The 23,015-nt window shown below is 67.9% G+C and carries 19 protein-coding genes and 1 tRNA gene; 8 read left to right on the top strand and 12 right to left on the bottom strand.

Annotation, left to right across the window (positions count from 1 at the left end; genetic code table 11):
* Positions 1-52 precede the first annotated feature (52 nt).
* Complete coding sequence (locus ACFPA8_RS13675) at positions 53-748, bottom strand: hypothetical protein (RefSeq protein ID WP_386447519.1); 696 nt, start codon at positions 746-748, stop codon at positions 53-55.
* A gap of 223 nt (positions 749-971) precedes the next feature.
* Here ACFPA8_RS13675 and ACFPA8_RS13670 point away from each other — a divergent pair, with 223 nt between their 5' ends.
* A complete protein-coding gene (locus ACFPA8_RS13670; protein WP_386447516.1) occupies positions 972-2,036 on the top strand; it encodes a cation diffusion facilitator family transporter in 1,065 nt (354 codons plus the stop codon).
* A gap of 419 nt (positions 2,037-2,455) precedes the next feature.
* On the opposite strand, the gene ACFPA8_RS13665 is transcribed toward ACFPA8_RS13670, so the two are convergent.
* The 5 genes from ACFPA8_RS13665 to ACFPA8_RS13645 are packed head-to-tail and all read right to left on the bottom strand — an operon-like array spanning position 2,456 to position 8,058.
* Positions 2,456-2,905: a hypothetical protein gene (locus ACFPA8_RS13665; RefSeq protein WP_386447513.1), complete on the bottom strand. Its 450-nt coding sequence runs from the start codon at positions 2,903-2,905 to the stop codon at positions 2,456-2,458.
* 9 nt (positions 2,906-2,914) lie between these two features.
* Positions 2,915-4,006, bottom strand: coding sequence for a hypothetical protein (locus ACFPA8_RS13660; RefSeq protein WP_386447510.1), 1,092 nt, complete (start codon positions 4,004-4,006; stop codon positions 2,915-2,917).
* Positions 4,003-5,997 carry a hypothetical protein gene (locus ACFPA8_RS13655; RefSeq protein ID WP_386447507.1) on the bottom strand — a complete coding sequence of 665 codons (1,995 nt, stop codon included), beginning with the start codon at positions 5,995-5,997 and terminating at the stop codon, positions 4,003-4,005. The genes ACFPA8_RS13660 and ACFPA8_RS13655 overlap by 4 nt, the downstream gene beginning before the upstream one ends.
* The gene (locus tag ACFPA8_RS13650; protein WP_386447505.1) at positions 5,994-6,752 is read right to left on the bottom strand and encodes a toll/interleukin-1 receptor domain-containing protein; all 759 of its coding nucleotides are present in this window, start codon (positions 6,750-6,752) and stop codon (positions 5,994-5,996) included. Before ACFPA8_RS13650 ends, ACFPA8_RS13655 begins: the two co-directional genes overlap by 4 nt.
* Positions 6,753-6,765: 13 nt before the next feature.
* On the bottom strand, positions 6,766-8,058 hold the full coding sequence (locus ACFPA8_RS13645) for a helix-turn-helix domain-containing protein (RefSeq protein ID WP_386447502.1): 1,293 nt from the start codon (positions 8,056-8,058) through the stop codon (positions 6,766-6,768).
* Positions 8,059-8,999: 941 nt separating this feature from the next.
* On the opposite strand from ACFPA8_RS13645, the gene ACFPA8_RS13640 reads away from it, so the two are divergent.
* On the top strand, positions 9,000-9,950 hold the full coding sequence (locus tag ACFPA8_RS13640; protein WP_386447499.1) for a tyrosine-type recombinase/integrase: 951 nt from the start codon (positions 9,000-9,002) through the stop codon (positions 9,948-9,950).
* A gap of 129 nt (positions 9,951-10,079) precedes the next feature.
* Here the strand turns inward: ACFPA8_RS13640 and ACFPA8_RS13635 are convergent.
* A tRNA-Pro gene (locus tag ACFPA8_RS13635) sits at positions 10,080-10,153 on the bottom strand.
* Positions 10,154-10,338: 185 nt separating this feature from the next.
* On the opposite strand from ACFPA8_RS13635, the gene ACFPA8_RS13630 reads away from it, so the two are divergent.
* Positions 10,339-11,700, top strand: coding sequence for an NAD(P)/FAD-dependent oxidoreductase (locus tag ACFPA8_RS13630; protein WP_386447496.1), 1,362 nt, complete (start codon positions 10,339-10,341; stop codon positions 11,698-11,700).
* Positions 11,701-12,049: 349 nt separating this feature from the next.
* On the top strand, positions 12,050-13,150 hold the full coding sequence (locus ACFPA8_RS13625; protein WP_386447493.1) for a glycosyltransferase family 2 protein: 1,101 nt from the start codon (positions 12,050-12,052) through the stop codon (positions 13,148-13,150).
* Here ACFPA8_RS13625 and ACFPA8_RS13620 read toward each other — a convergent pair.
* Positions 13,084-14,418, bottom strand: a complete 1,335-nt coding sequence (locus ACFPA8_RS13620) for a 4-hydroxybenzoate 3-monooxygenase (protein WP_386447490.1) — start codon at positions 14,416-14,418, stop codon at positions 13,084-13,086. The two genes, ACFPA8_RS13625 and ACFPA8_RS13620, sit on opposite strands and share 67 nt — an antisense overlap.
* 166 nt (positions 14,419-14,584) lie before the next feature.
* Here ACFPA8_RS13620 and ACFPA8_RS13615 point away from each other — a divergent pair, with 166 nt between their 5' ends.
* Positions 14,585-15,622: an NAD-dependent epimerase/dehydratase family protein gene (locus ACFPA8_RS13615; protein ID WP_386447487.1), complete on the top strand. Its 1,038-nt coding sequence runs from the start codon at positions 14,585-14,587 to the stop codon at positions 15,620-15,622.
* A 32-nt stretch (positions 15,623-15,654) separates the two neighbouring features.
* On the opposite strand, the gene ACFPA8_RS13610 is transcribed toward ACFPA8_RS13615, so the two are convergent.
* Positions 15,655-16,890, bottom strand: coding sequence for a sensor histidine kinase (locus ACFPA8_RS13610; RefSeq protein WP_386447484.1), 1,236 nt, complete (start codon positions 16,888-16,890; stop codon positions 15,655-15,657).
* Positions 16,883-17,653 (bottom strand): response regulator transcription factor, encoded by a 771-nt coding sequence (locus tag ACFPA8_RS13605; RefSeq protein ID WP_386447481.1) that lies wholly within the window; start codon positions 17,651-17,653, stop codon positions 16,883-16,885. Before ACFPA8_RS13605 ends, ACFPA8_RS13610 begins: the two co-directional genes overlap by 8 nt.
* Before the next feature lie 124 nt (positions 17,654-17,777).
* Here ACFPA8_RS13605 and ACFPA8_RS13600 point away from each other — a divergent pair, with 124 nt between their 5' ends.
* The 3 genes from ACFPA8_RS13600 (at position 17,778) to ACFPA8_RS13590 (ending at position 19,944) form a co-directional block, all read left to right on the top strand.
* Entirely contained in the window at positions 17,778-18,443 is a 666-nt protein-coding gene (locus ACFPA8_RS13600) for a glycosyltransferase family 2 protein (RefSeq protein ID WP_386447478.1), read from the top strand.
* A 170-nt stretch (positions 18,444-18,613) separates the two neighbouring features.
* Complete coding sequence (locus ACFPA8_RS13595; RefSeq protein ID WP_386447475.1) at positions 18,614-19,210, top strand: TIGR04282 family arsenosugar biosynthesis glycosyltransferase; 597 nt, start codon at positions 18,614-18,616, stop codon at positions 19,208-19,210.
* The gene (locus ACFPA8_RS13590) at positions 19,207-19,944 is read left to right on the top strand and encodes a methyltransferase domain-containing protein (RefSeq protein ID WP_386447472.1); all 738 of its coding nucleotides are present in this window, start codon (positions 19,207-19,209) and stop codon (positions 19,942-19,944) included. The genes ACFPA8_RS13595 and ACFPA8_RS13590 overlap by 4 nt, the downstream gene beginning before the upstream one ends.
* Positions 19,945-19,975: 31 nt before the next feature.
* On the opposite strand, the gene ACFPA8_RS13585 is transcribed toward ACFPA8_RS13590, so the two are convergent.
* Both ACFPA8_RS13585 and ACFPA8_RS13580 read right to left on the bottom strand, forming a co-directional pair.
* Complete coding sequence (locus tag ACFPA8_RS13585) at positions 19,976-21,433, bottom strand: hypothetical protein (RefSeq protein WP_386447469.1); 1,458 nt, start codon at positions 21,431-21,433, stop codon at positions 19,976-19,978.
* 113 nt (positions 21,434-21,546) lie between these two features.
* Positions 21,547-22,980, bottom strand: coding sequence for a lipase maturation factor family protein (locus ACFPA8_RS13580; protein ID WP_386447467.1), 1,434 nt, complete (start codon positions 22,978-22,980; stop codon positions 21,547-21,549).
* Positions 22,981-23,015: the final 35 nt, after the last annotated feature.

Raw genomic sequence — 23,015 nt, 5'->3', positions numbered from 1 at the left:
ATTTGCTCCAAGCATGTGGTGGAAAGGGGAGGCGTCGGCCGCCCCGTGGGGTTCAGGCGGTCTCGAACCCGTGCGGGGGACCGCGGCGTACCACCACATCCGCGAGCACCGAGAGTTTCGGTGGTGATCGCTCCAGGCCGATGCTCGGCCGCCGGTCCGGTTCCGGCCGGCACCGGGCCGAAGACCATCTCCAGGCCGAGAACATTCGGCCGATCCCGGCCACGACGAGAGTCAGTGGGCTCGCACCGCTCGTCGCCATGGACCAGTACCGCGCGTCCGCGCGGTGCATCACGACGGCGATGGCCAGCGCCACCAGTACGTGCGCCACCGTCATGGTGGCCGAGTGCTGCAATCTCACATGCCAGGCGTCGTGCGCGCCGAGCAGCCCCTCGTCGACAGCCACAGGGGGCGCACCACGGGCGTGGCCAGGCATGCCCACGGCGGAGTGCGTGACATGGAGCCCGCCCAGAGCCTCGTGCAGTCCGGCTTGTGCAGCCAGGCACGCAGCCGCGATCGTCGCCAGGGAACGCCGACGCCTCGCGCCGAGAAGACCGGCGGCGAACAGCAGTCCTGCCGCGGCGCCCACCCTCAGCCACGGCACCGCCTGCCCGGACAGCAGATGATGGGCCCCCACTCCCAGCGCCAGGCTGGTCAGGGCGAACAGTCCCGCCCGTGCAGCGACCAGGGGAGCCCCGCCCGGCAGGTCAATGGCCTGCGGTTCGGGAGTCGCTCGGCGCGTACGTGGCATGGCCGCCCATCATCGACCATGACCCCCGGTACCGGAAGGCGAACCGGTGACCTCGACGTGGCTCAGGCTCGCAACGAGGGCGGGTTCCGATTGTGGGGGAGCGGGCGCGTGGACGACCAGCGCAACTGATACCCCCCGAGGGTAATTGCGACTGTATTGCAGCTGGTCAGAGTAGGTATGACGGCTGTGGCCGCAATGGTATCTGTGTGCCACGGTGTCCGTCATGGAGGGGAAACAGCACGACCACACCACCGACCATCACCACGATCACGGCAACGCGAACCGCTCCTGGAGGGCGCGACTGCGATACCAGCTTGCGCACGTCGTCACGCCACACAGCCACGAAGCAACCGACAAGGTGGATGCGGCGATGGAGACATCCCGGGAGGGGATGCGCACGCTGTGGATCTCCCTTGCCGTCCTCGGGCTGACCACTGCCGTTCAGGCGGTGATCGTGGCTCTGTCCGGCTCGGTCGCCCTGCTCGGGGACACGATCCACAACGCCGCGGACGCACTGACTGCTGTGCCGCTGGGCATCGCGTTCATGCTCGGGCGGCGAGCGGCCAACCGCCGCTACACCTACGGCTACGGCCGCGCCGAAGACCTGGCCGGCATCCTCATCGTCCTCACCATCGCTGCCTCCGCGGCCCTCGCCGCCTGGGCTGCACTGGACCGGCTGCTCAACCCTCGTGACGTCACCCATCTGTGGGCTGTCGCCGCCGCGGCCCTTTCGGGATTCGCGGGCAATGAGTGGGTCGCCCGCTACCGCATCCGCACCGGACGGCGCATCGGATCAGCCGCTCTGGTCGCCGACGGCCTGCACGCCCGCACCGACGGCTTCACCTCCCTCGCCGTCCTCTTGGGCGCCGGCGGCGCAGCCCTCGGCTGGCGATACGCGGACCCGGTCATCGGTCTGCTCATCACCGCAGCGATCCTGTTCGTCCTCAAGGACGCCGCAAGGGAGGTGTATCGGCGGCTGATGGACTCCGTCGACCCGCACCTTGTGGAACGGGCAGAGGAAGCAATGCGAGGGGTGGACGGCATTCGAGGCGTGGGGCAGGTGCGAATGCGCTGGATCGGCCATGCCCTGCGTGCAGAGGCGGACATCATCGTCGACCCGAGCCTGACCGTCGTGGCCGCGCACCAGTTGGCCGTCGAAGCTGAACACGCGCTGATCCACGCGGTGCCACGACTGACCGCCGCCACAGTCCACACCGACCACAGCCCGACCGGCAGCGACCCGCACGCGGCCCTCGGCCATCACCACGCTCGGCTGATGAGCCGATGACGACGAGCTGGGGAGCTGCCAGTGCCTGATGACACCATCAGCCCGATGAGCCAGTCCACCGCCAGCGACTCAGATTTCTCCCACTGATGTCGTAGCAGGTCGCAGCAGCAGTGAGGGGCGGTCTCTCGAATTCGAGAGACCGCCCCTCACCTGCGAAACTTCTGTCGGGACGGCGGGATTTGAACCCACGACCCCTTGACCCCCAGCAGATCGCGGTGGAGATATGTGCAGGTCAGGACTCTGACGGCGCACGCTGGCTCGTTCGGTTGAACTGGGATTGTTCAGCGGCACGCACAGCGTGTGGCCCCCAAGTGGTCCCCACAATCTCGGGCGCCCTATGAGGACGACACAAGCCCTCAGCGTCGATCGCCATGTGTGTGCCTCTGGTGTGAGTGCTTCCCTTCGCGCCGTCCTGGTGCTCAACCCGGGGTGGGGGGTGAGGGCTGATCGACGTGGAAGGTAAGCCCGGTGATTCGGCCTGATTGGATGACGGGACCGTGCTGAACGCCGCCGTTGATGTCGTTGTGCACGATGTCACGACGTGTGGCTGAGGTGGCGGCGAGTTGCTGCAGCGAGGTGAGCAGAACACGTAGGTCGTCGCTGGTGATTGCCCCGACTTCGACGAGCTGTTGTAGGTGGGCGTGCCACTGGTTTCTGACCTCGGAGGCGGTCTGTTCGTCCATCGTGCCGTCGCCGGTGAGCAGCCGAGTCCTTGCGTTGTCCAGGTCGGGGAGTGCGGCGGTGTCCGAACCAGTACGTGCCAGGAGGCGTCCGACAAGTTCACGGGCATGTGTCCATGAGTCGGTGACCATGAGGGAGACCAGTGTGGTTGCTCCCGAGGATGCGAGAATGGCCAACTCGCTGTCCATAGCCTTCTCCTAAGTGCGTGCGGACGTGGACGTCTCGTCGGTCGCGTCGTCGTCAGAAGTCGGCCCCTCAGGGTCGTTCTGGGTGGAGGCAGTCGGTGGATCGAATCGGCGTAACAGGCCTTCGGCTGTCTCGTGTTGGTTCTGTTTCGTGATGATGTTGGAGATCTGTTTGGCCAGCATCCCCCGCCGAATGTCTCCCTCGGTGAAGCCCATGGAGTCGAAGAAGCCGGAGAGGTGATCTTCCGCCGTCCGTGCTTGCGACTTGGGCTCGGGCTCTACCTCTGCGTTCTCTGGCATGGCCGACTCGCTTGGGGGCTCTGACAGGAGGTTCTGAAGTCGCTCGGGTATGTCAGTGTCGTTGGCTGCGGAGGTGAGCTGCGCAAGTAGAGGGAGGTCTGCCACCGTCCTTTCCACGTGCTCTTCGTTTTTGGCGAGCCACCAGACCACCGCACTGCCGGTGTCCTTCAGTACGTCTTCACCGAGGTACTGGCGCTTGCTCTGCTCGTACTTGCGTTGGTGTTCCCAGACCGCGCCTTCCTTCCGTACTTCAGCAAGTCTCTCCAAACGCTCCTGGTCCTGTTGGGGCAAGGAAAGGTTGATGTTTTCCGCCATGGCCTGAAGATGTCCTGTCGGTTCCGGGCTCATACGACTCAGAGCACCGCTGAGCTCATGTTGAATGAGTGAGGCTTGGGTCGGCTCACGCTTCTCGGTGATGCTGCGGGCACGGCTCAGGACTGCCTCGACGGCGAGTCCTGCCGGGTTCAACACGGGCATGGTTTCAGGTGATTTGATGAGATGCCAGCGTACGGTCGCCGAGAAGACGAAGCGGTAGTCGTCCCAGAGACTGGGGAGCGCTACGTGGCTGACGTGGTGTTCCGTACGTTCGACGGGCGGAGCCGTGAGTTGTTCTTCGAAGCTCACCGGAATGGATCCGCGGCGCAGTGAAGCGATCCGGAACGCCGCTGCGGGAACAACGAGGAGAAGCACGGCCAACGTCGGCCATGTCCATGTGGGCCACCGGTTTGTCAGGCCGGCAATGGTGAGCAGAAGGCCGCATAGAAGGGTGAGGAAGACGGTTGTCGTCTTTCTTGCGGTAGTCATGATCGAGTCCCCCCGGTTGATGCTGGTGGTGTAGCTGGCTCCAGACCCTGAGCAACGTTGATCTTGTGGAGTAGCAGTTCGGTGGTTTCTATGGAGCGCGCGAGGCTTCCCGGAGCAGTGCGCTCGGCTTGGCGGGCGCTTGCGTACAGTGCGGCGAAGACTTCGCCCCGCGATTCCTCGCACTGCTCCGCAGCGTTGACGAGGAGATCGAGCAGGACCTCACCGCGGTGTCCGGTGTCGAGGGCGGCGCGGTGGAGCCAGCTTTCTGCGTGCGGCCCCCACGTTGCCCGCGGTAGTTCGGCCAGTACCGCGTGCCAGCCGATGGTGAGGGAGCGCTGCACACCCTTCTCTTCCACCAGCGCCCGTGTGGTGTCAGGGGAGTCCGTCAGCTGCACCGGCTCGCAGGCTCGCAGGAAGATGTCGAGGTCAGGCAGCGAGAGGTGGGAGCGTGCCAGGCGGTCGAGCAGCCTTCGGCGCAGTCGGCGACTGATGGCCGCCAGGTCGCACAATGCTTGTAGGGCACGAGCTGAGCCGCGCTCGCGCCGGGCCAGGTAGTAGAGCCTGAGCAGGGCCTGGTCCGGATGGCTCGCTGCGATGACATCAGCGCAGACCCTGACCAGCACCTGTGCGAACTCTCCTCTCAGCTGCCGGTAGGCACACCACTGATAGATGCGTTCGCGAAATTCTCTGGCGTGAGCAGGATCGTTTAGAGCGCACGTGAGCGCTTGTACTGCGGCTTCCAGTCGTGACCGGCTGGCCGCGCCGGAACTCCATTGCTCGGCGAGGGACGCCAGATTGTCCCCGCGCCCGGTCCGTAGGTACTCGCCGGCCAGGCGTGTCACGAGGCCGTCGCGGGCCGGAGGGTCGACGTGCGGGTGGTTGAGTTCTACGACGTCTGCTGCCCAGGCGCCTAGGTGAGGGCGCAGGTCCGGCATGTGGTCCCAGAAGTGTGTGAGTACGGCGGAGTCGTAGTCGAGCTTGGTGTACCGCACCTTTCCGCCTGACCCGACAGTGGCTGAGATCTCTTCAAGCCGTTGGGCGAGGTCTTTGTGCTGTAGCAGCGGGGCTTCCTCCGACGGGGGCCCGACCGTGCGCAGCAGAAGCTGCGTCGCCTTGTGGATGACGTCAGCGTGCGCTCCGTGCAGCGTGGCGACAACGATCAGCAGAGCCCGTTGAGGAGCCTCGCTCAGTGTGGCGACCTTTTCGGCGACGTCCTTTCGGTAATCGTTCAGTGCCCCCCTGGCGGTCTCACACCACTGCGCGAAGTGCTCCCCGGGTTGAGCGGACTCCCTGGCGCGACGCACTAAGTCGGCGAAGTCCGCGACCTCTTGCATCGGCCTGTTCTCATTAAGGAATTCGGTGACGATGCTGTCGGATTGAGCGTATTGCTCGTGCGGTATGCCGTGCATGCGTAAGTGCTGCCTGAAAACGTCAAGGCGGTTGGGGGGCTTGATTTCGATGCGGTAGTGCTGCAGGTCGGGGTCGAGAGTGCCGCCGTGCGGCATGACGACGACGAGGTGAGCGTGTTGTTCTTGCACGGTATTGCGGAGGGCGGAAAGGTCGGCTCGGGCGGTATTCCACTGCTGGCCGTCGGCGGCGGACATGTCCAGCAGCAACTGGTCGCCGTTTTCGACCAGAGCGGGGTCGTGGAGGTGGAGTCCGTCCTCCTCACCCGGTAGCAGTTCGTGAAAGACGCCGCTGTCGCCGTGGTGTTCGCGCAGGAGTACGCGGGCTGTGGAGGTACGACCGCTGCCTGGTGCACCGTCCAGAATTACAGTGCCGGTGTCGGCGAGGAGGGCGCGGGCGTCGCCCATGCCGGGTGGAGCGACCAGCACACGTCGCAGGCGGACGAGTTGGTCTTCGGCGAGGCGCCGAAAGGACGGTTTGTCCGATTCTTGTAGTTGGGGGCCGACGTTGAAGTGGATGTCGCCGGTGCCGGTGTGCACGAATCCTTGCGGGTTCTCGATGCGTGTACTGCTGTGCTGATTCACCGGCCTTCGTCCTCACCGCTGTCTGATTCGTTGAACCGGTGCTGGACGTTCCCGTGATTGTCGCCTTCGAAATACGTCATCCCGTTCCCCGAGAACTGCCGGTCACCCGACACATGGCGGGAGTTCTGATAGATGTGGCCGTTGCCCGCGTGGACAGGGCCCTGAGCACCCTTCACGACGGTGCCGCCGACGTCTCCGGTGAATTCACGGCTCTGTACTGCGGTTCCGCTCACTTCGCGGATCGAGTTCGTCACGGTGTCCGGCGCGGGCGACTTCTCATAGGCTTGGTCGGTCGAGTCGTTCAGCCAGGGAACTAGTTCGGCTACCACATCACCGATTCGCTTGACGCCGGCTTCGGTGTCGTGTGTGTCGAACGGGAGGGACTGGAGGTCGGCTAGCCGCGCCAGTTCAGGTGGCAGGTCGGCCTTGCTGAGCCGATCTGTCTTCCGGCCGTCCAGGATCGGCAGGACTGACAGTTGATGGGAGAAGGCCAGCTCGATCTCCCTGCGCACCCAATCTTTCGGGTTGTGCAGCTGGCTGCGGAAGCTCGTCCAGGCTGGCCCTACCACGACTAGAAGCAGGGAGCTTCGTCGCAGCGCGGTCAGGAGGTTGTCGGGGTAGAGCTCACTGGGAGGGATGGACTTCGAGGCGCGGAAGACGGACTTCTTACCGAATCGACGGGACAACTCCTGATCGAGGAGAGCGGCAGTCTTCTCGCCGTCGCCCGTGCGGTAGTTGATGAAAACCTCGGTCACAGCGGTCTCTCCTTCAGGAATTGGATAAGCGCGATAACGTGCTGAGACGCGGCCCCAGCTGGCGGACCGAAGGGTGATTCGAATAGCGGGTGAGAACCCTGGCGAGGCGTCGCAGGTCAGTCGTGACGGTTGCTGAGCGCACTGTTGCCACGCCGTCGAGCAGGGGTGCAGCCAGTGCACATGCGTGGTCGATCTCGCCGGCCGATGCGTAGGCGATTGCACGGCGCACGCCGTAGCGGACCTGGGTACGCAGTGCGTTCTCGCCGACCAAGGCGAGTTGGCGATCGAGCTCCTCGCTCGCTTCCCGCGGCCGACCGAGATCGACTAGGCACCATCCCGTGACCATGCCGACAGGGTCAGGAAGGTGCATGCTGCCGATCACTGGTTCGTCGGAGCCGTCGTCCTTACGGGCGAGGAAGGTACGAGCGCGGTCCAGTGCCCGCAGGCAGGCACGGGGATCGCCCGCAAGTGCGTGCCCCTGGGCTTCGCGTTGTGCGGCCAGCCCCCGGATCCGTGGGGGCAGTGCGCCGCTCTGTGCGCGACGTGCCAAGGCCACCGTCTCCTGAGCGTCGTCCCGGTACATCGTGACTAGAGCTCTACGGACCAGTGCGTAGCCAGCTAGCGCCTGGTCACCGCCGGCCGCTGCCAAATCGACTGCGCGCTGTGTCCACCACAGCGCCCCACGGTCGTCCCCTGTTTCCTGCACCAGCCAGCCGACGTACTCGGCGTACCGGGAGCCGAGCGACAGCAGTTGCTGACGAGTGCTGGTGTCGCTTTGAGCGGACAGCTCCCGCAGAGTGTGCGTCTGCGCGATCAGGACCGGCAGGAGCACACTGGGCTCCACGCTCTGGCCGAGTCGCCTGTAGTGCGTGAACAGCGAGCGGGAGGCTTCCAGCATGCCAACCCCCGCAGCCGGAGAGAGCGAACCCGATGCACCCGATCCCCATGTCATCGCCGAGGCGACGCCGACGCTCATCACCTGCCGCCGGCCCATGGGCTGGAACCGGTTCAGACCGTCCGGAGATAAGCGCATGATCCAGTCCTCCTCGTTGACTTGGCCGAACGTTGCTTCGGTAGGTTTGTCAGGAGCGGCTTGAGCGATCAGGGCAAGCAGCGCTCCGTCGGCACCGAGTGCCCCGTCACACAGCCGTACTAGGTCATGGCTGGGCGCCTTGATGCCTCGCTCGACTTTGCTCAGCTGGGCCTTGCTGTAGTGCACGGCGCCCGACAGGGCCGTGAGGCTCAAGCCGGCCTCCAAGCGCCGCTTTCTCAGCTCCTCGCCGAACTCGGTGGACGGCTGTGGCACGGAAACCTCCCAAGCCCATCCGTTCAGGCCGAGGTGTTGCTGCACGAAAGACTGCGGCAACCTCTCCCAAATGGACAAGGCGCTCGATGCTGTTTCCCGTTTCCTTCTCCGACGGTCGGGTGCAGCATGCGCGGGGGCTGAAACTCGTGCCTGTCACACAGGCACAGGCAGCCCTGCTTCACCCCAATCATGGCCAGCCGAGTCGCAAGGCTCTTCGCTGGCAGACCGGACCCGCCTGTGCCCAGCAGGATTCGAATCTGCGCCGCCGGCACGGGGTCCCTGAGCTGGGCGTTCGCATTTTTCATCAAGCCCCCGGCATAAGCCCGTCGCTGACCGTGCCTTTCCCGAGTGAGGCCGGCTGGTGTCGCCGACCGGCGGGCATGGATTGTGCGGCAGATCCACGCGCCCCAGGCGAGCTTCAGTGTCTTGTTGTTTGGTAGGGGGAGTGGTCTTCCCAGGGCTCGCAACGAGCCCGAACCGGGAGCCCTCCAAAGGGGTACTGGCTGCTCAGCGGGCCGGGGGGAGACCGGGTGACAGCGACGTGATGGCAGTCGCACCATCAACGCCATGGTCCGCCAGCTCCCGCGCGGGAGCCGGGAGCCCAGATGGTGGGGTCATCCGATACCCACTGGAGGTGACCATCGTGGCTCCTCATTCGTCCAAGCGCGGCCGTGTGTACCGACGTTGCGGCTGCCGGCGTTCCGACGGCCGGCAGTTCGGTGCCAGCTGCCCGAAGCTCAAGTTCCGATCCCGGCACGGCTCTTGGGCTTTCGCCGTCGATCTCCCCACTGCCGATGGCACGCGTGGTGCGCACTGCCGCAGCGGCTTTCCCACCCGCAAAACCGCGCATGCCGCACTCGAGCGCACCCTGGAATCGGAGCGCACGGGTGTGCAGTGCGTCGAGGCCCTCACGGTCGCTGCCTACCTGACTGAGTGGCTTAGTGAGAAGGAGGAGCCTCAAGCCGACCACCTTCGTGCGCTACCGGGATCACGTCCCCGGTGACCTGATCCCCGGCTTCGGGCGCATGGCGTTGGGTCACCTGAGGCCACGTCACCTCACCGCCTGGACGAAGGCCGAACTGGCCCGCGGTCGCGGGCGGACAACCGTCTACCGGATCACCGCCACTCTCTCCAGCGCGATGGGCTCTGCAGAGCGGACCCGACTGATCCGGGAAAACCCGTGCCGGTTCGCGATGATGCCGCGTCCGGCCGCGCCGGAGCGGATCTGCTGGAACCCCAGCCAGGCAGCGGCTTTCCTGCGGCACAACCACACCCACTACCGTGACCAGCTGGCGGACATGTTCGAACTGCTCCTGGGGACCGGGATGCGGCGCGGTGAGGCCCTCGGGCTGCACTGGGCGGACGTGCACCTCGCCGAGAAGATCCTGCTGGTGCGCTGGAACCTCACCGCCGTGGACAACAACCATCTCTACCTCGGCCACCCCAAGACCAGGGCCAGCCGCAACTGGGTAAGTCTCTCCCCGCGGGTCCTGGCCGCTCTCACCCGCCGGGCCGCCCACGCCCGGCGTGAACAACCCGAGGGCGCACCGCTGGAGGGTCTGGTCTTCTGCTGCCGCGACGGCTCCCCGCTGCGTCCCCAAGGCGTTCTACAGGAGCTGCGCCGGCGAGGCGCGGAGATCGACCTGCCCAGGATCGCTCTGCACGACCTGCGGCACACCGCCGCCTCGATCATGATCAGCTCGCAGGTGCCGCTGGCCCTGGTCTCCAAGACTCTGCGCCACTCGACCCTCGCGACAACGGTCAATCTCTACGGCCGTCTGCTGCCCCACACCGCGCGAGAAGCCGTCACCGCCGTCGACGACGCCCTGGAGTGCGCCGACCGCAAGCAGCAGAGCGAGACCCCCGGTTCCTCGGACGATCGCACGGCCTGAGATTCTTGACCTGGTGACCGAATCCGGTCCGAAGGGGAGACGGACACGCGAGTCATCACGTCGCCGTCACGCGTCACACGAACGTACTCAGCGGGTCTGCCATCTCCGGCAGACCCGCTGGTCACAATGTCGGGACGGCGGGATTTGAACCCACGACCCCTTGACCCCCAGTCAAGTGCGCTACCAAACTGCGCCACGTCCCGGTGCTCGTCGGTTTGGGGGCTTCGCCCCTCCCCGCTCGCGCACAAAGAACAATACATGACGTCCGAGGGTGCTCGCGCACCCCTTTCGTGGCCGGTGGGAGGCCGGGCGGCAGCGGGTTTGGTGACTGGGGCCGAGGGAACTGCGAGCAGGGTCCGCGTAGGTCCCCGAGGTCTGGAGAACCGCCGTGAGCCGGTCCCGCATAGTCATCGTCGGAGCTGGATTCGCCGGCTATCAGGCAGCACGGACGCTTTCGCGCAGGTACCGCGGAGCGGCAGAGATCGTCCTGGTGAATCCGAACGATTACTTTCTGTATCTCCCCCTGCTGCCCGAGGTCTCAGCCGGCGTGCTGGAGCCACGGCGGGTCTCCGTGTCACTGGCCGGGACATTGCGTGGGGTTCGCCTGGTACTCGGTGAGGTCGACGGTGTCGACCTCACGTCGAGGAAGATCACATACGTCGACCCGGAGGGCCAGGGCGGCGAACTGCGGTACGACCGCCTCGTGCTGACCGTCGGCAGCGTGAACAAGCTGCTGCCCATCCCCGGTGTCGCCGAGCACGCGCACGGTTTCCGGGGCATGCCGGAGGCGCTGTATCTGCGTGATCACATCTCGCGCCAGATCACCATGGCCGCGTCGGCCGACGACCCCGCCGAGCGGGACGCGCGATGCACCTTCGTGGTGGTCGGAGCGGGATACACGGGCACCGAAGTCGCCGCGCACGGCAAGCTGTTCACCGATTCGCTCGCCAGGCAGCACCGTCGGGCCGGGAACGGGCTGCCCGGTGACAAGCAGCCGCGGTGGATGCTGCTGGACATCGCGCCGCGCGTGCTCCCCGAGCTCGATGAGCGGTTGTCGAAGACTGCGCAACGGGTGCTGACGAAACGCGGCGTGGACGTGCGTACAGGCATGTCCGTGAAGGAGGCCACGAGCGAGGGGGTGCTCCTCGACGACGGGGAGTTCGTCAGGACGCAGTCCTTGATCTGGTGCGTGGGCGTACGGCCGGACCCGCTGGTGGAGGAGATGGGGCTGCCCTCCGAGAAGGGCCGGCTGTGCGTGGACGAATACCTCCAAGTGCCCGGCCACCCCGAGGTTTTCGCATGCGGGGACGCCGCCGCGGTTCCGGACCTCACGAAGCCGGGCGAGTACACGCCGATGACCGCGCAGCACGCGGTGCGGCAGGGCAAGGCCGTGGCGCGGAACGTCGCCGCTTCGTACGGTTACGGCGAGCGACGCCCTTACAAGCACCACGACTTGGGCTTCACGGTCGACCTCGGCGGGCTCCAGGCGGCGGCCAACCCGCTCGGGGTCCCGCTGTCGGGACCGCTGGCCAATGCGGTGACGCGCGGATACCACCTGGCGTCGCTGCCGGGCAACAGGGTGCGTGTCGCGGCTGACTGGCTGCTGGACGCGGTACTGCCGCGGCAGGCGGTTCAGCTGGGGCTGGTGCGGTCCTGGTCGGTGCCGCTGGAGTCGGCGTCGCCGGAGCTGGCGACGCATACGCAGGAACCGCGGGCGGGAGGCACGGGAGCTGCCGCCCGGTCCGCGTAGCGGGCCCTGAGCTGCCCGGGAACGCATGTCGCCGCAGAGGCCGCCGGGGAACGAAGCTGGGATGCCACGCAGGGGTGAGCGAGTTGTACACAGACCTCGACTTCTCCACAGAAAGTAAGCATTCGCAACGCAAAGTGATGGAGGCGGGCTAGCTTCTTCACGACGCCTGGCGAGAGCCGCCGGTGTGTTGGAGAAGGGGGATGCCCATGCACGGGGGACTGCCCGTCATCGGGGTCAGCGTGCTGGTGTACGGGCTCGTGGGCGCCGTAGTCATAGGGCGTGACGCTCTGAACCGGTGTCTGCGGAGGCAGGGACGCCGGAGCCGTGGTGACGGGCGAGGGGTGGGGACATGCGCCGCAGCGTCACAGTGATCGTTCCGGCCCACGACGAGGAGGAGGGGCTGCCCGCCACTCTGCGGTCGGTGCTCGGCCAGACGGTCCCGCCGGAGCAGGTGATCGTCGTCGACGACGCCTCAGGCGATCGCACAGGCGACGTGGCACGCAGCTACGGCGTACAGGTCCTGCGTCCGCCGCGGAACCTGGGCAGCAAGGCACGGGCGCAGAACTATGCCCTCCCGCACTGCACTTCGGACCTCGTCCTCGCCGTCGACGCGGACACCGTCCTGGCCGAGGATTACATCGAGCGGATCGTTCCGGCATTCGAGGATCCCGCCGTAGTAGTCGCGGCGGGGAACGTGCAGACGCGTTTCACCCGGACGGTCTGGGAGCGGGGCCGTTCCGTGGAGTACCTTTTCGGGTTCCACTGGCACCGCCCGATCCAGCAGCGGGCCGACAGCCCCATGGTGTGCTCGGGCTGTTGCTCGGTCTTCCGCAGAGAGGCGCTGGTCGGCTTCGGTGGATTTCCCGAGCGGACGATCGTCGAGGACATGGACTTCACCTGGTCCCAGCAGATCGCCGGGCGGCGCGCGCGTTACGTCGGCGAGGCGGTCGCATGGGCGGCGGACCCGGAGACCTTGCTGTATCTGCGCAAGCAGGTGTGGCGGTGGATGGCGGGCTTCTGTCAGAACGTGCGCTTGCACACGGGGCAGTTGATCCGGCGCAAACCGATACTCGCAGTGTGGGTGCTGCTGGCGATGCTGGAGATTCTGACCGCACCGCTTTGGTGGAGCGCGCCCATCCTGATGACGGTCTGGCTGGGGCACGGGGTGGTGCCCACTCTGCTGTGGTGGCTGGGCGCGGAACTGGTCTTCACGCTGCCTCCGCTCGTGTATGCGGCCCGAAAACGCAAACTCCGGCTGAGAGATGTGCTGCTCGACATCCCCTGCGTCTATCCGGCCAAGGTCGTGAACCTCTGGTACGCGTGGAAGGCCGTCGCCGTCGAGCTCGTTCTCGTCCCGCTGCGCCTCTCGAAGGGGCTGACCGTCTACGAGAAGGGACGCGGGCCGGCGGTGCCGTCGCTGGGTCCGTCGAGCAGGGCGAGTCCCGCGTAGTTCTCCGCGAGTTCGGCGGCTGCGGTGCTGGAGGAGGCGATGCGCTCCAGCTGGGCGAGCTGGAGACGGGTGTCGAAGGGGGACTGGTCCGGGGCGGTGTGCAACGTCGTCGTCATGAAGTAGGAGAAGTGTTCGGCACGCCACACGCGGCGGAGCCGGCCGGCGGAGTAGTTCTCGAGAGCTTCGGTGTCGCCGGTGGCATGGTGGCGGGCGAACGCGTCGGCCAGCACCGCGACGTCGGCCACGGCGAGGTTGAGGCCCTTGGCGCCGGTGGGCGGCACGATGTGCGCCGCGTCCCCGGCGAGGAAGAGCCGTCCGTACTGCATGGGTTCAGTGACGCTGCTGCGCATCGGGAGCACAGCCTTGGAGGTGATGGGCCCGCGGTTCAGCCGCCATCCCCGGCTGCTCTCGAGGGCGAACCGGGCGTCGAGTTCGTCCCAGATCCGGTCGTCGGACCACTCCTCGGGGTCCGTCCCGTTCGGCACCTGGAGGTAGAGGCGGCTGACCGTAGGGGAGCGCATGCTGTGGAGGGCGAATCCGCGGGGCGAGTGGGCGTAGATCAGCTCATCGCAGGCAGGCGGAGCCTCGGCGAGGACACCGAGCCAGGAATGGGGGTATTCGCGTTCATAGGTGCGGGCGACGGAGGCGGGAAGCGCGCCACGTGAGACACCGTGGAAGCCGTCACAGCCGACGACGAACTGGCAGTGCAGGACGCGTTCCTGGCCCTCATGGGTGTAATGCACGGTGGGCTGCGCGGGGCTGCCGGGGGGAACCGCTCCGTCCTCTTGGCGGTCAGGGGCGTCCGCTGCCGTGCTCGTACCGATGCCGTTGACGGCGTGTACCTCTGCACCGAACAGCAGGGGCGAGGTTCCCGAAAGGTGAGCGAGGTGAAGGGAGATGAGATCTTTGACGATCTCGGTCTGAGCGTAGATGGTCACCCGGCGGCCGTCGGCGAGCGTGGGGAAGTCGATGTGATGTGCCCGGCCGGCGAAGCGCAGCTCGATGCCGTCGTGCACGAGCCCTTCCCGGTCCATCCGCTCGCCCGCTCCACACTGCCGGAGGACGTCGACCGTCGTCTGCTCCAGCATGCCCGCCCGCTGTCGCTGCTCCGCGTACACGCGGTCACGGCTCTCCAGGACCACGCTGTCGATCCCGGCCTGGTGCAGCAGCCGAGCGAGCAGCAGTCCGGCAGGTCCGCCGCCGATGATGCCGACGGTGGTCTCGTGCGGTACTTGTACGGGAGCGGTCGGCGTCGTTCCGTCCGTCATGAGAGGACAGCTCGTGCCGGGGTGAGCGCGTCGATCCAGCTGAGGTGTTCGCGGTGCATGCGGTGATCGTCTCAAGGGGAGGACGGTCTGGCCAGAGTCCTTACGGAACGCTGACACACGGGGCGGAACGGGCTGTCGCAGCGGGTCACGACCGTAGCGTGGCCCCATGCGCGTACTGGTCACAGGTGGAGCGGGTTTCATCGGTTCGCACGTCGTCTCCGTGCTGGAGGCGGCAGGCCATGAGCCGGTCGTCCTCGACACGGCACCGACGGGGAAGGGGATCGTCGCAGACGTACGGGACGGGAAAGCGGTGGGCCGGGCCCTCAAGGGGGTCGACGCCGTGTGCCACCAGGCGGCAATGGTCGGCCTGGGTAAGGGGTTCACCGACGCAGCCGCGTATGTCAGCTGCAACGACCTCGGCACGGCTGTGCTCCTCGAGGCGATGGCCGAGGCCGGTGTGCACGGTCTCGTGCTGGCCGGGTCGATGGTGGTGTACGGCGAAGGCCGGTACAGCTGTCCCCTTCACGGGCTGGTACGGCCCGGTCCCCGGTCCGTACGGGACCTGGACAGCGGCCGCTTCGAACCGCCGTGTCCGCGCTGTGGCGCGGCGCTGGAACCCGGGCTGGTCGGTGAGGACGCGCCTGTCGATCCGCGGAACGTCTACGCGACGACGAAGCTCGCCCAGGAGCACCTTGCGGCCGCTTGGGCGCGTGCGACCGGCGGCCGGGTCCTCAGCCTGCGCTACCACAACGTCTACGGCGACGGCATGCCGCGGGACACCCCTTACGCGGGCGTGGCCTCCTTCTTCCGTTCGGCGCTGGAGCGGGGCGAAGCTCCGCGAGTGTTCGAGGACGGTGCACAGCGCAGGGACTTCGTCCACGTCGACGATGTGGCCGCGGCAAATCTCGTGGCACTGGAGGCGCTGGGGGAGAGGCCGGCCGGGCAGCTGCACTCGTACAACACGGGCAGCGGCTCGCCGCACACCGTGGGAGAGATGGCCTGTCGGCTGGCGGAGGCCTTCGGGGGGCCCGAGCCGGTGGTGACGGGGGAGTACCGGCTGGGGGACGTCCGCCACATCACCGCGTCCTCCGAGCGGTTCCTGAGGGACCTGGGGTGGCGCGCCCAGGTGGGCTTCGCGGAGGGGATGACACGGTTCGCCAAGGCCGAACTCGGGGCGTCGTCGGCTCCGGTTCCGGCTCGCTGACCGGTCCCGACCACCGAGCTCCGAACGGCAGTTCAGCGAGCAGCGGGAAGAGTGACCTCGAAGCGGCAGCCTCCCGGCACATTGCGTACCGCCGCCCGTCCCCGGTGCGCCTCGACGATGCCGCGCACGATGGCCAGTCCCAGTCCGGCGCCTTCGGTGGGCGTGCGCGCGTCGGTTCCGCGCCAGCCGGTGTCGAACACCCGGGGAAGATCGTGCGTGGGTATGCCGCCGCACTGATCGGTGACCGACAGCACCACGGCCCCGGCTTCCTGCCGCGCGGCGACAGCCACCGTCCCGTCCGCGGGCGTGCGGTGGATCGCGTTGACGAGGAGATTGGCGAGTACCCGCGTCATCTCCCGGCCGTCCACTTGCACGGGCACCTGCTCGACTCCTTCCTCGGCGAGGCGCACGCCACGTTCGACAGCCAGCGCGTCCGCCCCGGCGATGGCGTCGCTGACGAGGTCGTAGACGGACATGCGGGTGGGGGAGAGGGTGAGAGATCCGGCCTGGATGCGTGAGAGTTCGAACAGGTCGCCGACCATGCCGGTCAGTCGTTCCACTTCGCCGCGGATCTGCCGGTGGTAGCGGGACGGGTCCTCCGCGATGCCGTCCTCGAGGGCTTCGGCCATGGCCCGCAGGCCGGCGAGCGGTGAACGCAGGTCGTGTGAGATCCAGGCGACGAGTTCGCGCCGTGATGCCTCCAGTGCCCGTTCGCGTTCGCGGGATGCCGCGAGACGGTTGCTCGTGTCTGCCAACTGCCGGGAGAGCGAGGCCAGTTCGGCGGGCATGGGAGTGGCCGGTGGCACGTAACCCCCGCCACGGGGCAGGGGGTTCGTGTGGACGCGGCCCGAGGCACGGACGTGCGGCGAAACCGCTTCGCCCCCGGGCGGACTGTGATCGCCGGGATCCTCGCCGTCGGCGCCGAGGACGCCCTCGTCACCGGCATCGCCCAGGGCGCGTGCCGCCTGCTCCAGGGCGCGATGCCCGCCGATCACCCAGCGTCCGAGGAGCAGAGCCGTGACTGTCGCCGTAACGGCGGCCATGGCGCACACCGTCGTCACCACGCCGAGGTCGTGCTTGTTCAGCAGCATCGCCCATGCCACCGACATCGTTCCCGCCAGCATCGAACCGACCGCCACAGCGGTCAGCACCGCCAGCGAGACGGCGACCGACCTGCGTCGCAGTGCCCGTAGCGCCACCAGACCCGCCAGTCCCACGGCTGCAGCGCCCAGCGCCGCGTACAGAGCAATGAGCAGGAGATCACGCACCGCTGCCTCCGCTGCCTGAGCTGTGTCCCGAACCGTCCGAACCGTCCGACGTGCGCCCCTCGTCCGGGGCGTCGAAGCGGTAGCCGACGCCCCACACCGTGGTGATCAGACGCGGACGGGCGGCATCGGCTTCGACTTTGTGCCGCAGCCGTCGCACATGCACGGTCACTGTCGACAGGTCGCCGAAGTCCCAGCCCCACACCTCCGCCATCAACTCCTCCCGGCTGAAGGCCCGCCCCGGATGCCGCAGGAAGTGCGCCAGCAGATCGAACTCACGCAACGTCAGCGCGAGAGGGCCGCGTGCGTCCGAGACCGTACGGGCGGCGGGGTCGAGTGTGATGCCACCTCCGCTCAGCAGCGGACCGTCCGCGGGCTGCGCGGCTGCACGGCGCAGCACCGATTCGACGCGCAGTACCAGTTCACGCGGGCTGAAGGGTTTCGTGACGTAGTCGTCGGCGCCCACCTCGAGGCCGAGGATGCGGTCCTCCTCGTCCCCGCGCGCCGTCAGCATCACCACGGGGACGGGCCGTTCCTCGCGGAGCTTCCGGCACACTTGCAGACCGTCCAGGCCGGGCAGCATCAGGTCCAGCACGACGAGGTCGGGCGGTGCGGCCTGCGCGCGGGCGAGTGCGTCCGGCCCGTCGGCGGCGCGGTCGACCACGAATCCGGACCTGTCGAGGTACCCGGCGACCACTTCCGTCACTGTCGGGTCGTCATCGACGACCAGGACCCGGCGGGGCCGCGGGATGGGCTTCGTTCGCATGTCGCGAGTCTGGCACCGGCAAGGGCCGGCGGGGGTGCCGCGGACGTGGTCAGGGCGCGGACGTCAGCCTTCTGTAAGGTGCGTCGGTCCCTTATGCCCGTTCTGGGTTCGTAGGGTGAGGCAGATGACTAACTCCCAGCCCTGGCAGGGAGACATCGTTCTCCCCTGTCTCAACGAGGCCGAGGCACTGCCCTGGGTCCTGAAGCGGATCCCGGCGGGATGGCGTGCCGTCGTCGTGGACAACGGTTCGACGGACGGGTCCGCCGCCGTCGCCCGCGCACACGGGGCGACGGTCGTGAACGAGGAACGCCGTGGCTTCGGAGCCGCCTGCCACGCCGGACTGCTCGCGGCCCGGGCCGAGTTCGTCGCCTTCTGCGACTGCGACGCGACCCTCGATCCCGGTGCGCTCCCGCGCGTCTCCGCCCCGGTACGGGCGGGCTCCGCGGACCTGGTGCTGGCACGCCGGCGCCCCGTGCAGCGTGGCGCGTGGCCGGTGCACGCGCGATTCGGCAACCGGGCCCTCTCACAGATGGTGCGACGCCGCACGGGAGTACGCCTGAACGATCTGGGGCCGATGCGCGTGGCACGGCGCGAGGCGCTGCTGGACCTGGAACTGAGCGACCGGCGCAGTGGTTACCCCTTGCAGATGGTGGTCCGCGCGGCCGACGCGGGCTGGCGGATCCTCGAGACCGAGGTCGACTACCTGCCGCGTACGGGGAAGTCGAAGGTGACCGGCACCTGGCGTGGGACCTGGCATGCAGTTCGCGACATGCAGGCGGTGCTGCGATGAGCGGAGCTCCCCGACCCGGCCGAGGCCCCGCAGACGGGGTTCCGGCACCGGCGCCGCTGAGGCATCCCGGTACGGATTCGGGATCTGCCGCTCGCGCAGCCGAAGCCGCCTGGGGTCCCCGCGTTGCCGCACGTTCCTCGACGACCGTTCTCGTCATCGCGAAAGAACCGGTGCCCGGCAGGGTCAAGACACGTCTGACCCCGCCGCACAGTCCTCAGGAGGCCGCGCAGCTCGCGGAAGCGGCACTCCGCGACACCCTGCGGACAGTCGCACGCACGCCTGCGCGCAGACGCGTTCTGGTGCTGGACGGAAGCCCGGGACAGTGGCTCCCCGACGGGTTCGAGGTCGTACCGCAGTGCCGGGGCGGACTGGACGAGCGGATCGCATCGGCCTTCGCACAGTGCGACGGTCCGGCCCTGCTGATCGGTATGGACACACCTCAGATCACCGCCGGACTGCTGGCCCCTGCCACCGGCCCGCATGCGTGGGACGAGTGCGACGCGTGGTTCGGACCGGCCATGGACGGTGGTTTCTGGGCGCTCGGGCTCGCCCGCCCCCGTCCTGCCCTTGTCCGCGGAGTGCCGATGTCCACCGACCGTACGGGCGAGGTGCAGCGGCAGCGACTCGTGGATGCGGGCCTGACCGTACGGGACCTGCCTGCACTGCGCGATGTGGACACCGCTGCCGACGCCGCGCAGATCGCCGTGCACTGCTCCGGAGACTTCGCTGCAGTGCACGCGAACCTCAGCCGGGCGGTGGCACCGTGAGCGCACCGGCGCCTCCGTGGTGTGCCGATGCTGACCCCTATGCCGACGCACTGCGCGCGGGCACAGGTCCTCTCTTCCTGCGCCGCGCCGACGGATGGCTGCTGCCACTGGAGGTGGAGCGGTGGTGTGCGGGCGCCGACTCCGCGGACATGAGCGTCCTCCGGCGCTGTGAGGGTGCCGTACTCGACATCGGCTGCGGCCCGGGACGTCTGGTGACGGCGGCGTCCCGCATGGGGCTGCCCGTCCTGGGCGTCGACACGTCCCCCGCTGCTGTCACCCGTACGAGACGGTCCGGCGGCGCAGCTCTGAAGCGGTCCGTCTTCGCCCCTCTGCCCGGGGAAGGACGGTGGCAGAGCGCACTGCTGCTGGACGGCAACATCGGCATCGGCGGCGACCCGGTGGCCTTGCTGAACCGGGTGCGCGAACTCCTCGCGCCGGACGGACTGTTGTACGTCGAGGCGGCATCCGCGGAGGTGGAGGAGCGGATAGAGGTCCGGCTGGACGACGGCACCGGTGGACAGGGGCCCGCGTTCCTGTGGGCACGTCTGGGCCGGGCCGCTCTGCGTGAGCAGGCTGCCGGCGCGGGGTGGAGCGTCGTCGAGGAATGGCAGTGCCACGAGCGGCCGTTCCTCTGTCTGCGAGCTCTCGGCGCGATGCGCACCGTGGTCGGAAGACCAGCCCGAGCAGTGCAGAGCACCGCAACGGGAAGAGCCGGTGTCCGGGCCGACGGATAGGCCGGCCCGGCGCCCAGGGCTCGTCCTGCTGTCACCACCCCGTGATCAGCAGATGGTTGACCGTCAGCGCCAGCCCGGCCTGCGCCCCGAGCCACAACCGCATCGAACGCAGAGGCAGCAGTGCGGTCGCAGGCAGCAGCCACAGTGTGAACGGCAACCAGATGCGTTCTGTCTCGCCCTTGCTCATCCCTGAAAGGTCCGCGGCCAGCAGACAGCACACCCCCGCTGCGACGAGCACTCTCAGCGCGCCCAGCCGCCGCGCGCGGTCGACGGCCGTACGCAGCACGCTCGTCCGGCGCAGCGCAGCCACCACTGCCGGGCCGACGACGGCGACCTGGGCCGCCAGATTGCCCCACACGAAGTAGGCGTACGGGCGGACGCGCGCCGCCCCCTGGTAGTAGCGCTCGACGAGGGTGAAGTATCCCTCGAACCACCAGAATCCGGCTGCGGTGAAGACGGCGAACCAGGGGATCATTCCCAGCAGCACGAACGGGACGGGGCGCACAGTACGCGCCGTGACCAGCACGCCCAGGGCGATGATCCCCATCAGGACGAGGCCGTACGACAGGTAGCACGTCAGGCCGAACAGCAGACCGGAGCACAGTGCCACGGTGCGCGGTGCCCGTACTGTCCGTGTCGCCGACAGTGCAAGCAGAGCGACGGCCCAGGCACTCACCGCGGTGAAGTACCCGTCCGCCGACACCCCCATCCACACCGCTGCCGGAGCGAGCATCACGAACGGCGCACACCTGCGGGCGGCATCCTCCGTCACGAGAGTCCGCACAGTCACCAGCGCCGCTGCCGCAGCCGAGGCTCCCACAGTGATCGCGAAGGCCGCGGCCCAGCCGCCGCCGCTCAGCCCCAGCCGGTCGAGGCCGACGAAAGTGAGCAGAGCGGCGGGGGGATGGCCGGCGACATGCGGGGGCCAGTTGTCCGGGGCGTCCATGAGGATGCGGCTGGTGAACTCGCGAAGCGTCGTAGCGACGTCGTCCACTTCTCCGACCGACTGCAGGTACTCGTACTTGGCAGCCAGCCGATGGGCGACACCCCTGTGCCAGCCGTCGACCAGGGCGAGCGACCAGCTCCACGCCATGGCAGCCGACCAGCAGCCGAGCAGCAGCATGCGCCATGGCACTGTCCGGGCGAGCGAAGGACCGTAGGCGACCACCAGTACGGCGAAAGTGAGCGCGGCAAACGTGCCCGGCCCCCAGTGCGGCAGCCAGTAGGCGGACATCGGGGGCCAGCGCAGCCGCAGCGTCTCCTTGCTGTCGGGGTAAGAGCGGCCCACGATGGCGGCGGCGGTGAACAGCAGCGCAGCCGCTGTGACGGCACACAGGTCGAACAGCGTGCCGCGGCGACTCGTGAGGGGGCTGTCGTGTGCGGCTTCGGTGCGATTCCGGCCGTCGTACCGGGTGCCCTGCTGAATGTCCTGTGCGGGGTCGCCGGCGTCGTCGGCCTGCTGTTCCGTGGCGCGGGGAGGAGTGCTCACAGTCTCACCGTAGAGCGCTGACCAGTGCACTCCCTGTCGCCGGCGGCATGCGTAATGGAGATGTCAGATCCGGCCTGCGACGGCATGCCCGGGCGGTCGTCAGGCAGCGGCCCTCAGCCCGTCCGGTCCGTTCCCTTCTCCGGCGCGGCTGCCACAGGCGGAAGGTATTCGCGCACCAGCGTGCGGTGCCACCAGTCGCCCGTCTCGCGCCGCTCCTGCCAGGTCGTGAACCGGTACCGGTACAGCAGCGCCCGTACGTGTGCGGGCGGCGACTGCGGAAACGGGTTGTGGCGCAACAGCCGCAGCGTGTCAGGGTCGCCTTCGAGGAGGCGTGCGACGAACGGTTCGAACCAGCCGAGCGCATAGCCCGGTGAGAGAGCGGCGAACCACATCTGCCAGTCCAGCCGCAGATGGTACGGCGCGAACTGGCGAGGCAGCCGCCGCACGTCGCCCGGCTTGCCCTTGAACTCGTACTCCTTCCAGCGCGTCTCCTCAGTGAGACGTTCCTCGTCGGTCCCCTCGATCACGATCTCGTGGCGCAGCTTGGTGACGCTGCCGAACGCCCCGTAGGTGTTGGCCAGGTGGAGCGTGTTGAAGGAGGCGTTCATCTGCTGGCGGCGGCTGATCATGTTGCGTGCGGGCCAGTAGCTGAGCACCAGCATCACCGCGGCGACGGCGCAGACCAGAAGGACGAACCACAGGGGCGACTCGTCGTACGACGGCGGAGCGGCGAAGGGAGAACTGTCCACGGCGGCGAGGGCCAGGACGATCGTCAGCCAGTTCAGCCACGAGAAGTTCCCCGACAGCACCAGCCACAGCTGCGTGACGATGACGGCGGCCGCTGCGACTGTGGCGACGGGCTGCGGCAGCAGAAGTCCGAAGGGCACGACGAGTTGGGCCACATGGTTCGCCGCCACCTCGACGCGGTGGAGCGGCTTCGGCAGCCGGTGGAAGAACCAGCTGAGCGGGCCCGGCATCGGCTGAGTCTCGTGGTGGTAGTCCAGACACGTCAGCTCCCGCCAGCACCTGTCGCCGCGCCACTTGATGAGCCCCGCCCCGAATTCGACGCGGAAGAGCAGCCAGCGAAGCAGCCAGAGAACCAGCACAGGCGGCGCCGTCCGTGCATTGCCGAGGAAGATCGCCAGGAAACCGGCCTCCAGCAGCAGCGATTCCCAGCCGAAGCTGTACCAGAGCTGCCCGACGTTGACGACCGAGAGGTAGAGCAGCCACAGCGCGGCCCACATCAGCACCGAGAGCCACAGTGGCACCGCGTCCGCGGCGCCCGCCGCGACTGATGCAGCGAGCGCCGCACCTGCCCAGCAGCAGACCGCGAACAGCCGGTCGGAGTACCGCCAGTGGAACAGGCTCGGCGAAGCACGGAAAGGTACGCGCCGCACGAACAGGGGGACGGGCGTCAAACCGCGCGAACCGATCAGGGCGCGGAACTGCAGTGCCGCCGAGACGAACGCGACCAGATAGATGCCGGCCAGCGCGCGCTGCAGCACGAGCCGGCTCAGCCAGTAGTCGGATGCCGCAAACCAGTCCATGAAGCACGGATACCACCCGCAGCCGGTCCCAAGAG

The sequence above is a fragment of the Streptomyces ovatisporus genome (assembly GCF_042653885.1).
GTDB lineage: Bacteria > Actinomycetota > Actinomycetes > Streptomycetales > Streptomycetaceae > Streptomyces > Streptomyces ovatisporus.
This window is presented reverse-complemented; position numbering and strand designations above follow the sequence as displayed.